Origin of the sequence: Streptosporangium amethystogenes (genome assembly GCF_000721075.1) — a bacterium.
Classification (GTDB): Bacteria; Actinomycetota; Actinomycetes; order Streptosporangiales; family Streptosporangiaceae; genus Streptosporangium; species Streptosporangium amethystogenes.
The window spans coordinates 42436-54558 of record NZ_JOEQ01000022.1 but is presented as its reverse complement, the minus strand read 5'-3'; the positions used below and the strand labels follow the sequence as shown (position 1 = coordinate 54558).

Genomic DNA, 12123 nt, shown 5'->3' with positions numbered 1-12123 from the left:
CCGGGTCCTGTCGGTCCGGCGGGCCACGTGGCTCAGGGATTTCGGAGAGCGAAGAGGTGTTGCCGCCCGTAGTTTGCTGACGAAATCAGACCAGCGGTCATAAAGGCGCACATAGTTCTTGGTTATGACCCTGCCGCAGCCCGGTCTGAGCTGCGGCGGAGGCGTGAACAAGTGGGTGCCGTCCGGCCTCGTGCGGCACACGTGGCCGGCCCGGAACCTACGGCGCGCGGTCTGATCGCGCGGCGCCCGCCCTCCGGTGGCGAATCGAGTGGCGGTCCGGCGACATGTGCGCCTTGGGCGCATCACCGTGGCTGTGGCCTGGTCGCCGGTCGCGGGCGCGTACGTGCTCGTCCGGCTCAGGAGGCTGCTTCGACGCCATCTCTTCGTGCCGCTCGGCCTCGCCCTACTTGGGACCGCCGTCCCGCCCTTCCGCCGACAGTGCCGCCGTGAACCCGTGGCCGGACTCGCGGCGCGCCGGGGCATCCCCGGGCCGGTGGAGCCGGGGGCGGGAAGGAGGAAAAAGCGGTCATACCTAAGGGAGAAAAATGAATTTTGTCCGAAAATTCAGGCACTGGCCATTAATTGCCGCATAATTCTAGGTTATGGATCTCGATATCCGTCATCTCCGTATGATCTGTGCGATAGCGGAGTCGGGCAGCCTGACCAGAGCGGCGGCCCGGGTGGGGCTTTCCCAGCCGGCCATGACGAACCTGCTGCGCCGGATAGAGACCTTCGTCGGGGGCGAACTCTTCGTCCGCAGCCGCTCCGGGGTGGAGCCGACACCGCTTGGCAGCCAGGTCATCGCCCGCGCCCGGATCGTCCTGTCCGAGGTCGACGCGCTGTTCGGCGACCTGCATGGGCCGTCGGAGGCCCGATCCCTGCGGCTGGGCTCGGTCCACGTCGGTTGCGTCGGCAGCATCGTCAACCGGGTCGGCGACGTCCTGCCCGGACGCGAGATTTCACTACGGATCGAGCCCTCCGCGGCGCTGCTGGCGGAGGCGCTCACGCACGGGCGGCTCGACGCGGCGCTGCTCGGCGTCATCGAGGGCTTCGAAATCACGCTGGCGCCGCCGGTCGCCAGCCGGGCGCTGGTATACAGGTATCCGATTTTCGTCGCCCTGTCGGCGGAGCACCCGCTCGCGGGAAACGAGGAGATCCGGCTGGCCGACCTCAAGGACGAGGCGTGGATCAGCCCTCCGGGAGCCGACGACGGCTCCCTTGCCGCGCTGCGGGCCTCGTGCCGGGCGGCCGGTTTCGAACCCAGGTTGCGCTTCGAGGCGCCGAGCGGCGCCGGCCGCCCCCTGGTGGCGGACGGGCACGGCGTGCGGCTGGTCGATCCCTGCTGGACCGCGGCGCCGGGCACCGTCGTACGACCGCTCATGGGAGAGCCACAGGTGGCACGGCTGCTCGTCGCGTGGCACAGGGACCGCCTGGGCGATGCGACCGCAGGGGCGCTCTATCGCGGCCTCGCCGCGGCGTTCATCGACCATGTGCACGACAATCCCCTCTTCGGACGCTGGTGGGAGGCACACCCCGAGGTGCATCCGCTGGTGTGAGGCCGCTCCCGGGGACGCGCGTCCCGCCGGAAGACGGCCAGGTCGCCGCGGAGAATGACCATCGCTGTCACATTCTTGAGGCGGTGGTGCTAGTCCCCGGGGAGGAAGGATCGGGTGGAGAGCGGCCGAAGTCAGGACCGCTGGTGGATGGCGGCGGCGGCACGTTCTTGAACACTGGGCCAGATCAGTTCTCCGAAAGAAGGTCTGTCCGTGTTCGAACGGCTCTCCGATCGCACCACGTCGATCGTTTTCATCGTCCTGACGCTCACGATCTCGCTGGGCACCGCCAACATCGCCGGAGGACTCGTCCTCGCCCTATCGCCACTGCTCGTCGTGATGGCGATGCTGCTCGTCATCACGCGAGAGGGGTACTCCAGAGACGGATGGCGCCGGCTCGGTATGGGGCGGCTCGGCCTGCGAACCTGGCCGCTCGCGGTCGCCACCACCGCCGGTGTCTGCCTGCTCGCCACCGCGGGCGCCGTCGCGCTCGGCTTCGCCCGGTTCTCCGCGCCGCAGGGCGACTGGCTGCAGTCGGTGATCGCTTTGTCCATCACCGGGCCGATCCTGTCGTTCGCCGAAGAGATCGGTTGGCGGGGCTACCTGCAGCCACGGCTCGCGTTCCTGGGCGAGCGCCCGGCGATGCTCGTCGTAGGGCTGGTCTGGATCGCCTGGCATCTGCCGTACATCCTGTTCACGCCGTACTACCACAGCGAAGGCAACCGTAGCCTGGTGCTCTTGCTGTTCAGTGGTTCGGTGATCGCATTCTCGTTCCTCTTCGGGTACCTGCGTGTCATGTCCGGGAGCGTATGGCCGGTCGTGCTGGCCCACTTCGCACACAACGCCACCTTCGCCCTGTTGCTGGAGCACGCGATCTCGACTGAGCAGCCCGTGATGGTGCGCGAGTACCTGGCCGGTGACACCGGGCTGTTCGTGCTCGTCGGCACGACGGCCTGTGCCCTCGCGATCGGGATCAGTCGGTCCGCCGCGGGTCGCCGGTCAGCCCCTGCGTCCGTGCGAGGATGACCGCCTGAACACGGTCGCGTAGCTCAAGCTTGCGCAGCACCGAGCCAAGGTGCGTCTTGACGGTCGACTCCGCCAACTGCAGCCGCGCGGCGATCTCCGCGTTGGTGAGTCCCAGACCGACCGAGGCGAGGATCTCGCGTTCGCGGGTGGTGAGACGCTCCAACCTGGACGCGGTGGCGGGCGGGTGCTCGGCGGATTCGGTCGTCGGCGGCGCGAGGACGAACGAGTCGATCAAACGGCGTACGAGCCTCGGCGCGACAGGCGCCTCCCCGGCAGCGGCCGCCCGGATCGCCGCCAGCAGTTCCGCCGCGCCCGCGTCCTTGAGCAGGAAGCCGGCCGCTCCAGCTCGAAGGGCGGCGACGAGAAGCTCGTCGTCGTCGAACGTCGTCAGCATGACGACGTGTGGCGGGTCGGGTGCGGCCAGCAGCCGCCGGGTGGTTTCCACGCCATCGAGACCCGGCATGCGAATGTCCATCAAGACGACGTCCGCACGGTGCTCGGGCCTGCGCAGGGTGTCGAGGGCCGTCTGCCCGTCGGCGGCCGATCCGACGACCCGCAGATCCGGAGTGGCGTCGAGAATCATCCCGAACCCGGTCCGCACCAGCTCCTGGTCGTCCACCAGGAAGACGCGGATGAGGCGGTCGGGACTCGTCACTCGCCGCTCCGCCCTATGCCGCCCGACGGGGTGGCAAAACCCGCAGGTCGCGCGGAAGGCGATGGAACGGTGACGGGGGTCGCGGCATCGATCACGAATCCGCCGCCACGGCGTGGACCTGCCTCCAGCACTCCGCCCAGGGCGCGCAAACGCTCCCGCATTCCGTCGAGGCCGTAGCCGGGTTCGGAACCGTGGTCCGCGGTCGCGTCGGCGCGGCGGACACCGACGCCGTCGTCTTCGACTCGAACCATGATCCATCCCTGTTTCCTCGCGGCGACCACGTGCGCTGTGGCATGCGGGCCGGCGTGCTTCAACACGTTCGTCAGTGACTCCCGGACGACACGGAGCACAGCAAATCGTATAGCGGTGGGAACATCGTCGAACACGGTCGGCTCGGCGTCGACATCCACAGCAAGTCCCGCCGCCCGTACCGAGTCCACGAGTTGCCGCAGCTCGGCGACTCCCAGCCCGGCCCCGCGCGGTTCCTCCGGCCCGTCGGTGTCGGCGTCGCGGAGAACCTCGATGACGCCACGCACCTCGGTGAGGGCCGAACGCGCGGTACGCCCGATCGTGGCGAAGATCTTTCTCGCGTCCGCGCGATCCCAGGGCTGCGCGTGCTCGGCGGCGTACTCGGCGCCGTCAGCCTGCACGATCATGACAGTGAGAGAGTGGGCCACGATGTCGTGAATCTCCCGTGCCGCGACAACACGTTGTTGTTGTGCGACGAACCGCTCGCGCTGCAACCGGCTTTCCTCAAGTCGGGCACTCGCCTCACGCAGTGCACTCATGTTGGCCTGGCGGCCGCGGACGAGATCGCCGATGACCCAGACCAGTACAGACAGGATCCCCAGGAACACAGCGTTCGTGAGCACGTTCGCCATGTATTCAGGCGGGGTGCTCCATCGGAAGCCGGCGAGCACGCTGCCGGTGAGCGCGGCACCGAGGGCGAGCAGGCGGATCGGCAGAGACGCGACGTGTGCGGCAACGGTATAGACGACGATCGCCTGCGCGATGTTGGCCGGCAACGGAACCGGCACCACCATGAGCTGGACGGCGAAGGCCGCGGCCGACCAGGCGAGGACCGCGGTCGGGAAGCGTCGCCGTACGGCGAGAGGGAGGATGGCCGCAGTGGCGATGAAAAAGGCGTGCAGCCCCGCAACAGCACTCAACAGGCCGAAAACCAGCCACAGCAAGCCGGCCAGTGTCAGATCCAGCAGCCTGGGATGCTCTCGGGACCACTGGTCGATGCGGGCGGCGAGGAAAGTCCGCTGTTTCAAGGGTCTCTCGATCTTTCGTGACCGTTTGGCCGAAGCGGAGCCCCAGGATAGGGGCTGACCATCGACGCTCGGACACCTGGTGCGCTCCAGCACGCGGTCCACGCCGGTCTACCGTCACACCACCGGCGAGTCGTTCTCATCACCATCAAGGCCTACGACTGGAACTGCCTGCTCCCCGCTACACGAAGCAGCCCCTACATCGACGCCTCGCCGAGCTCGAACAGCGCAACGCCGACCTCGACGGCGGAGCGATCCAGATCATCTCTCGGGGTCAACAGCCGAGACTGCCTCGGTGGTCCCCGCCGGTTCGCGGCCTGGTGGGACCTGGACCATACGACCGGCGGGCACATGACCCTTCAGCAGCCGATCTCCTCGACAACGGCAGCGTGCTCACGTCCGCGGGCAAGGCCGCGGCGATGGACCTGTTCCTGCATCTGGTCCGCCGCGACCACGGCTCGGCGATCGCCAATGTGGTCGCCCGCCGCCTGGTCGTGCCGCCGCACCGGGCCGGTGGCCAGGCCCAGTTCGTCACCACACCGGTGCCCGCCCAGGACGGCCATCCCCTGGCCGGGCTGCTCCCCTGGGTGATGCGGCGGCTGGACCAGCCGCTCACCGTGGAGGACCTGGCCCGCCAGGCGAACATGAGCTCGCGCCACCTGGCCCGCCACTTACGCTCGGTGACCGGCACCACCCCACTGCAGTGGCTGCTGACTCAGCGGATCCGCCGTGCGCAGGAGCTGCTGGAGACCACGGACGACAGCGTCGACGTCATCGCCTCGGCCGCGGGCATGGGCACGGCGACGACACTGCGCCGCCACTTCCACCGCACGATCGGCGTACCGCCGGACACCTACCGCCGCACGTTCCGACCGTGAGGCCGCGGCCCGCCACGCCCAGGAACGATCTTTAGTCCCCGAGCTCCCCAACCTGCTGGATATGGGCCGGTACGCGGTGCACGTCGGGTCGCGGTGCGGCTGGGCGGCTCCGAAGCCGACGGGACGGGTCGGCGGGGAGGCCACGAGGGAACGGTCAGTAGCCGCGGCTTTCGGCCTTCCGGCGGATCTTCGCGCTGCCGTACTCCCCACGTCGCAGGCACCCCGGACACGGGCAGGGGACCCTGCCGTGGGCGTTGGGCATGAACCGCCAGCCGGTGACCCGGTTGACGCCGCGGACCCGATGGATCTCCCCGGCACCGATCGCCCGAGGGACGAAGACCTCATACCCTCGGGCGTCCTCGCATCCGGCGATCAGGGAGGCGGCCTCGGCGCTTGCGAGCTCGACGGGCTCGTGGCCGTAGTGGCCGACGCGGACCGGCTCGTCGTCGGGCAGCCGGAAGTCGACGGCGACCATCGTGCGCCGTCCACCACGCCGCAGTTCCCTGCCCCACTGGTGGGTGAGCTGGTAGGAGGGCAGGATCGGCAGGCAGAACACCCCGGCCGTTCCCTCGTAGTCGCGACTGCGGGCCCGAACGCCGGCCCGCCGTATCGAGCGGGCGTCATCGACCGAGGTGAGGTGCGTGAACAGGGTCATCGGGCACGCCCTCCGGATGTCTTCTCCACCATGATCGGCACCTTATGGGCTCGAACAAGGCACGGCCACCGGTTTTGGCTCTGGCGCGAAGCCCGTCGGAGGCGGTGCGGTGACCATGGCAGCGGGTCAGCTCACCCCGCCCACGACGGCCTTGCCCTCTCGTGCCGCCGCCGCGTAGAACGGCCCGAGGTCCGCAAACCCCTCATAAGCGCCGTTTGCCGTGTCCCGCCGAACGGCGCCGAATCCCCATCCCTCGCTCATCAGGCCTTGCGCGACGGCCGTCACCTGGCCGGGATCGAGGACGAACGCCGGGCCGTAGCCGAACTCGTACCCCTCCACGTCGTTCTCGCCGTCCTCACCGGTCGCCGCCGCGAGCCAGGGACAGCACTTCCGCCACTGTGCGGTCTCATGCTCGGCCTCGGCCCTGCCCTCCGCGATAGCGCCGAGGGTTCGGTAGTCATCTCCGAACATGTCGGTTTCCCGCTGGAAGCCGGCGGGCGCTTGCCCGCCGTTGAAGAGGATCGTGCCGATCAGGGCGGGGTTCGCCCGTACGGACTCCAGTAGCTCAACGTCGATCTTCGCCAGGTTCAACCGCATCGACACGATCATGAATGGTAGCCGTGCCGGTCGAGGCCGGGATACGTCTGGCGGAGACCTGCTCCCGGTACGGCCCCGAGCACTTGGTCAGCCGGTCGCGGGCGCCGTACAGGCCGCCTTGAAGCAGCACTGGAAACCATCTTCACCAAGAGATACGTATGTGACGTGCACAGGCCACAACGTCTTGCCGTGGAATCAGTGAGCGGCCCGGGAATGACGCCGCCCAAGTTGCCAAATTATGCAATAAAAGAAGGAGGGGGCGTAGGTGAAACGCCTGCCAATTTTGGACATATGCCCTAACGTTCATCGCCATGAAGACTCGTGCGATCATGGTGGCTGCCGGGGCGTCCGTCCTGCTCTTCTCCGGTACGACCAGTGCCTACGCATATCCGGTCAACGATGCCCCGGACTTGACCAACAACTCTCTTTACGCCGCCGGTAAGCTCCCCGACGCGGCATGCGCGAAGAAACCCGCCAAGGGAAAGACCCTGGCCTCGGTCACGAAACACGTCAACGCGATCATCTCCTGCCTGAACAACACCTGGGGTTCCTACCTCAAGGAAGCCAACCTGCCGTTCGTCCCGACCCTGGTGGAGATGGAGGGCAAGTACAGGACCGACTGCCGAGGGCGGACGCTGAGCCCGAAGAAATCAGCGGTCTTCTACTGCGGAAGACTCGCCAACTTCATCGTGCAGATCCGTGCTGACTGGATCAAAGCATCCGACGATGTTCAGATTTTTGCGCGGCTGAGCTCGGCGTACGGCGAGCACGTGCTGAACATGGTCGACATCGCCGAGGCCTACAACGCGCTGCACGCCGACGACGGCACTGAGATATCCGAACAGCTTCGCCGCTACAGCCTGCAGGCGCAGTGCATCAGCGGAGTGACGGCCAAGAGCCTGTGGCCCGCTCTCGGCTACCCCGCCAAGGACGCCAAACGCCTGGCGGGCCTGGCGAAGGCCGAGGCGGACAAGAGCAAGTTCAACATATTCGGTAAGGGTGCCAACCTGGCCTACTGGTTCAATCGGGGCCACTCCACCGGCAATCCCAAGTCGTGCAACACCTGGACCGCCCCGGCCGGCAAGGTCGCGTAGCCCGTCGCGGCGGAGTCCTGTCGCCGCCGTTTTCCCGTTCGACGGCACGGCTCTCACTTCGCGGGCGCCGTGCCGGCTCGCCCAGGTCGATCGCGCCGCCGGGTGGCAGGGGGCCGTGTCCAAGGCCCAAGGGCGGGTGGCGCTCACCAGCCAGACGGCGCCGGGGATGCGAACCCCCTCCGAGGTCTCGTACGCCCTGAGCCCCGCCCGCAGTTCCTCCCGCGTCCGGTCGACCCCTTCCAGATTGAAACGGACCGGCCCCTGGCTGAGGATGAACTCCGCCGTGTCGGCGGCGTCGCAGCCGTAGTCCATCAGCGCTTCGACCGGGGCGACGCCCACGTCGGCGAACCCGGCCGCACTGAGCACCTCGTGGCCGCCAGTACTAGAGTTGAACTCTAGATGTAAGCTACAGAAATGAGTCAGGTCAACAGCGAGGACAGGCGGACTCGAAAGCCCAAGGAGACGCGCAGGCGCATGCTGGAGGCCGCCCGCGAGCTGTTCGTCCAGCGTGGATACGGCGCGACGGCGCTTCAGGAGATCGCCGACCGGGCCGGCGTCGCCGTGCAGACGATCTATTTCACGTTCGGCAACAAGCGCGCGCTGCTCAAAGAGCTGGCCGACGTGTCGATCGCGGGCGACGACGAGCCGATCGCGACGATGGATCGGCCGTGGTTCCACGAGGCCCTCGCCGCCGAGACCGCCGACGCCCAGTTGTGGCTCCATGTCCACGGCACCACAGGGATCCTGGAGCGAGTGGCTCCGATCATCGAGATGCTGCGCGCCGCCGCCTTGGCCGACCCGGGGATCACCGAGCTCTTCGGCCAGGGCACCGACCCGAGGTTCACCGTCCACGCGACGGCTGCCCGGTCCCTGGTGACCAAGCCGGGGATCTGCCGGGGAGTGACGGCCGAGCGCGCCGCCGACCTGCTGTTCGGCCTGCTCAGCCCGGAACTCTATCTGCTGTTCGTCCGCGACCGAGGCTGGTCGCCCGACCAGTGGGAGAGCTGGGCCTACCACACCCTGAGCTCCCAGCTCTGCTCACGGTGATTCCCCGTTGCTGCACATGCACCTGGTCGCAGGAGTTTGCGGAGATGCGCGTAGCCACTTCCACCGATTGGCGAAGCCCCGCAGACGCTCACGAAAGGAAGCACCATGAACAACCTCGGTCTGCAAGGAAAGTCGGCCGTCGTCACCGGCGGTGCCTCCGGCATCGGCGGCGCCATCACGAAGCTGTTCGTCGCACGTGGCGCCCGGGTCGTCGTCGTCGACCTGCAGCAGGAGGCGGGGGAGGTCCTCGTCCGCGAACTGGGAGACTCCGTGGTCTTCCTGCAGGGCGACGTATCCGACCCGGCCGTCGCGCGCGCGGCCGTCGCGACGGCCGCCGAGCGCTTCGGAAAGCTCGACGTCCTGGTGAACAACGCGAGTGCGTCGCGGCAGCGGCCGTTCGAGGAGCAGACCGACGACGACTGGGACCTCGCGATGAGCACCGGCCTGTACGCCACCCGCAACTTCATGCTCGCCGCCCTGCCGGAACTGAGGAAGACCGGCAACGCGTCGGTCATCAACTTCGGCTCCGGCGCCGGACTCGACGGCCAGCCCAACCAGGCCTCCTACGCGGCGGCGAAGGAGGCCATCCGCGGTCTCAGCCGAGTCGTGGCCAACGAGTGGGCCCCGCTCAACATCCGCGTCAACGTGGTCTGCCCCATGGCACTGACCGCCGGCGTGGCCCAATGGGCCGAGGCGCGCCCCGAACAGTACGCGGAGTCCGCGGCCAAGGTGCCCTTAGGCCGCTTCGGCGACCCCGACCGGGACGTCGCACCCATCGTCGCCTTCCTCGCGAGCGACGATGCCCAGTACATGACCGGGCAGACCGTCATGGCCGACGGCGGTGCGATCAAGCTCCGCTGAGACACGCCCCGCGGTAGGACGCGGACCGCCCGCGCCCCATCGGACCGGGTCCTTCCGATTCGTTCCGAGCCCGGGCGCCGTTGCCACGGGGATCCCACCGTCGGCCGGCCCTCGCCTTCAGCAGCAAGTGGGCGGGCCTGTGCTGTCCCCCACAAGAACGACCTGGCGAAGGACAGAGGCCGGGCGACCTTCCGCAAGTACACCTGAGTCCTCGCCTCGGAAAAGTGTCGAAGCCCCACCTGCCCCAAGCACCCGAGTCGGCAGCCTGAAGACGTAGCCGAGGGCCGGACCCGTGGGCCGTGGGTGTACCTCCCGAACACCCCGGACAACTCGGTGAGTTCCCCGCCGGCCCTACGGACCTGAGAATTCACAACAAAATGATCTACGTTGTGCTTTGATCCCTCGTTGTGGCGGTGGCGGTGGCGAGAAGAACAGGAAGCAACTCGGCTGAAACCACGGGAGCGGCGATGTCAAAATCGCATGGGGGACGAATGGCGGCTTCAGGGCGGCGGTTGGCTGTATGGGGGAGCGCCGCTGTGGCGCTTGTGGTCGCGGTCGTTGCCTGGTCCGTCCTGCAGCCGCGCTGGCCCGATGTCGCAGGAACAGCCAAAGAGGAGATCGTCTCGGTCGATTCCTCGACGCGCGCGGCGTTCCTTGAGGCTGCCGACCGTTTCTTGGAGACAGATCCCGATCGTGTCGGAAACTATGTCCTGGCCAGTGACAGGCCGGATCTGAGTCCGCGCGTGTTCTGTCATGAGGAATTCGTAGAGGTGCGCCGGAAAAACCGTCAACTATTGCTCGGGATCGTGGCCGCCTGTCAGGAACTCGCCCGTTCCGGGCCCTTGCTTGTTGGCGGCAGCGGTTACCGGACCGTGCTTCTGCTGACCGTCGAGTCGGTCGATGGACGCTTGACCGTACGGCAGGTGGAGGAGCCTCTGGACGGGGACCTGAACATCCCTTCGGTACGTGAGATGTTCTCTCCCCGGGGTGCACCGCGGGCGTTGGAACTGGTGGCCACCGGTTCGGGCATGCACGATGTGGTCGAAGAAGAGGCCCGCGAGGTCTTCGGCCTGCCCTCGGACACCGATGTCACATACATCACCGAGTTGGAGAGCGCTTCCAGCCCCGTCCGTAGCCTGGGGCTCATTCACACGAACTTCCGGCCCGCTGACCGGTTCATCCAGGTGACAGGCACGACCCTCATGGAGATCATTCCGTAGGAGCTCTGAGACGGCTGCGGAATCGGGAGGCTCTGGCATGCCGGCGGTTCCCTCTTTGGCAGGGTCAGGTGAGACATCGACGCCTATGGCACCGAGGACGACGGCCGGCTCTTCCGGACGACCAGGGGAGGTTCCTACGTCTGGCAGGAAGCGCGAGCGCTCGCCTTCACCGATGAGCAGGTGAGGTCACCGCTCGCCGCCCGGCCCTACGACCTGCGACATGCTGCCCTGTCCCTCTGGCTCAACGCGGGTGTACCGGCTACCGAGGTGGCCAAACGAGCCGGGCACAGCGTGGAGGTCCTCCACCGGGTGTACGCCAAATGCATGGAGGGTCAGCATGAGGTGCCTAGCGGATTCCGGACAGTCGGCTACATAAGCTGATAGAAGTCTGGGAGAGGTAGGTACGTGACGAGGCATCGCAGGCAGTTCTCGCTCGAGTTCAAGGAAGAAGCCGTCCGCATGGTGCTGGAGGGCGATCGCACGGTCGCGGCGGTGGCCCGGGAGTTCGGCATCAACGCCGGCACCTTGGGCAGTTGGGTGACTCGGCATCGGGTCGTGCACAGCCCGGATGAGCAGCCGGTCTCCGGGCCGGCGCGGGCCCGGATCCGGGAGTTGGAGCGAGAGAACGCCGAGCTGCGCGAGAAGCCGGCGTTCCTGAAAAAGCGGCCTTCTTCGCGGCCGAGAGTCGATGACGTTCGCCAAGTACGAGCTGATCGATGCGGAGAAGGCCTGCCACGCCATCGCCCGGATGTGCACCTGGCTGAACGTGTCCCGCTCGGGCTACTACGAATGGCGCGAACGGCCGACCTCGGCCACCGCGCAACGCCGCGCGTTGCTCACCCAGTTGGTCGCCGAGGTCTTCGCCGACTCGCACGAAACCTATGGCTACCTGCGGGTCCACGCCGCCTGCTGCGCCGGGGCGAGCACTGCTCGGCCGAACTGGTCCGCGCGTTAATGCGTGAGCAGGGCCTGGTCCCGGCCCAGGTGCGGGCGTTTCGGCTCACCACCACCGTGCAGGGCGACTTTCGCGGCATCCCCGACCTGCTCGGCCGCGACTTCACCGCCGAGCGGCCGGGCACCAAGCTGGTGGGCGATATCACCTCATGGGAGAGCCACAGGGGATCGGGCAGGGTGCAGGTCGAGCTGTCGGCGGGTGACCACTCAGATATCACCGACTTCGTTTGAGGTCTTCATGTAGACGGTGGCCCCGCCGGCTGCTGGGTCTGCAGCCAGCTGGTGAGGTGTCGCGCCGCGAGCGCGCTG

The 12123-nt window shown here is 67.6% G+C and carries 12 protein-coding genes and 2 pseudogenes; 10 read left to right on the top strand and 4 right to left on the bottom strand.

The genetic code is table 11. From position 1 onward, the window contains the following. The first annotated feature begins 602 nt into the window (after positions 1-602). Positions 603-1556 (top strand): LysR family transcriptional regulator, encoded by a 954-nt coding sequence (locus tag IG98_RS0127540; RefSeq protein WP_030918243.1) that lies wholly within the window; start codon positions 603-605, stop codon positions 1554-1556. A 210-nt stretch (positions 1557-1766) separates the two neighbouring features. Next, positions 1767-2579, top strand: coding sequence for a CPBP family intramembrane glutamic endopeptidase (locus IG98_RS47395; RefSeq protein ID WP_030918240.1), 813 nt, complete (start codon positions 1767-1769; stop codon positions 2577-2579). Here the strand turns inward: IG98_RS47395 and IG98_RS0127530 are convergent. Then, on the bottom strand, positions 2527-3234 hold the full coding sequence (locus tag IG98_RS0127530) for a response regulator (protein WP_030918238.1): 708 nt from the start codon (positions 3232-3234) through the stop codon (positions 2527-2529). The two genes, IG98_RS47395 and IG98_RS0127530, sit on opposite strands and share 53 nt — an antisense overlap. Beyond that, entirely contained in the window at positions 3231-4613 is a 1383-nt protein-coding gene (locus IG98_RS53560) for a sensor histidine kinase (protein ID WP_245651740.1), read from the bottom strand. Before IG98_RS53560 ends, IG98_RS0127530 begins: the two co-directional genes overlap by 4 nt. Before the next feature lie 260 nt (positions 4614-4873). On the opposite strand from IG98_RS53560, the pseudogene IG98_RS0127515 reads away from it, so the two are divergent. Further along, positions 4874-5386 (top strand): annotated as a pseudogene (locus tag IG98_RS0127515) (helix-turn-helix domain-containing protein); the annotation flags it as partial. 154 nt (positions 5387-5540) lie between these two features. Here IG98_RS0127515 and IG98_RS0127510 read toward each other — a convergent pair. Continuing rightward, positions 5541-6041, bottom strand: a complete 501-nt coding sequence (locus IG98_RS0127510; RefSeq protein ID WP_051753021.1) for a hypothetical protein — start codon at positions 6039-6041, stop codon at positions 5541-5543. Between the two features lie 126 nt (positions 6042-6167). Continuing rightward, on the bottom strand, positions 6168-6644 hold the full coding sequence (locus IG98_RS0127505) for a hypothetical protein (protein ID WP_157594548.1): 477 nt from the start codon (positions 6642-6644) through the stop codon (positions 6168-6170). 305 nt (positions 6645-6949) lie between these two features. Between IG98_RS0127505 and IG98_RS47390 the strand changes: the two genes are divergently transcribed. From IG98_RS47390 to IG98_RS53545, 7 genes and pseudogenes are all read left to right on the top strand, one after another. Then, positions 6950-7732, top strand: a complete 783-nt coding sequence (locus IG98_RS47390) for a neutral zinc metallopeptidase (protein ID WP_157594547.1) — start codon at positions 6950-6952, stop codon at positions 7730-7732. A gap of 414 nt (positions 7733-8146) precedes the next feature. Continuing rightward, positions 8147-8779 (top strand): TetR/AcrR family transcriptional regulator, encoded by a 633-nt coding sequence (locus tag IG98_RS0127495; protein WP_030918220.1) that lies wholly within the window; start codon positions 8147-8149, stop codon positions 8777-8779. A gap of 105 nt (positions 8780-8884) precedes the next feature. After that, entirely contained in the window at positions 8885-9640 is a 756-nt protein-coding gene (locus IG98_RS0127490; protein WP_030918217.1) for an SDR family NAD(P)-dependent oxidoreductase, read from the top strand. A 536-nt stretch (positions 9641-10176) separates the two neighbouring features. Next, a complete protein-coding gene (locus tag IG98_RS0127485) occupies positions 10177-10860 on the top strand; it encodes a hypothetical protein (protein ID WP_030918214.1) in 684 nt (227 codons plus the stop codon). Positions 10861-11265: 405 nt separating this feature from the next. Next, positions 11266-11490 (top strand): annotated as a pseudogene (locus IG98_RS54915) (transposase); the annotation flags it as partial. Between the two features lie 58 nt (positions 11491-11548). After that, positions 11549-11815, top strand: coding sequence for a hypothetical protein (locus tag IG98_RS53550; RefSeq protein WP_051753019.1), 267 nt, complete (start codon positions 11549-11551; stop codon positions 11813-11815). Next, positions 11815-12045 (top strand): hypothetical protein, encoded by a 231-nt coding sequence (locus IG98_RS53545; RefSeq protein WP_051753017.1) that lies wholly within the window; start codon positions 11815-11817, stop codon positions 12043-12045. The genes IG98_RS53550 and IG98_RS53545 overlap by 1 nt, the downstream gene beginning before the upstream one ends. The last annotated feature ends 78 nt before the right edge of the window (positions 12046-12123 follow it).

What these genes read in the sequence shown, in the direction of transcription:
- IG98_RS0127540 (WP_030918243.1), top strand. Translation starts at nt 603, where the DNA reads ATGGATCTCGATATCCGTCATCTCCGTATGATCTGTGCGATAGCGGAG.
- IG98_RS0127510 (WP_051753021.1), bottom strand. Translation starts at nt 6,041, where the DNA reads ATGACCCTGTTCACGCACCTCACCTCGGTCGATGACGCCCGCTCGATA.
- IG98_RS0127495 (WP_030918220.1), top strand. Translation starts at nt 8,147, where the DNA reads ATGAGTCAGGTCAACAGCGAGGACAGGCGGACTCGAAAGCCCAAGGAG.
- IG98_RS47390 (WP_157594547.1), top strand. Translation starts at nt 6,950, where the DNA reads ATGAAGACTCGTGCGATCATGGTGGCTGCCGGGGCGTCCGTCCTGCTC.
- IG98_RS0127490 (WP_030918217.1), top strand. Translation starts at nt 8,885, where the DNA reads ATGAACAACCTCGGTCTGCAAGGAAAGTCGGCCGTCGTCACCGGCGGT.
- IG98_RS53550 (WP_051753019.1), top strand. Translation starts at nt 11,549, where the DNA reads ATGACGTTCGCCAAGTACGAGCTGATCGATGCGGAGAAGGCCTGCCAC.
- IG98_RS53545 (WP_051753017.1), top strand. Translation starts at nt 11,815, where the DNA reads ATGCGTGAGCAGGGCCTGGTCCCGGCCCAGGTGCGGGCGTTTCGGCTC.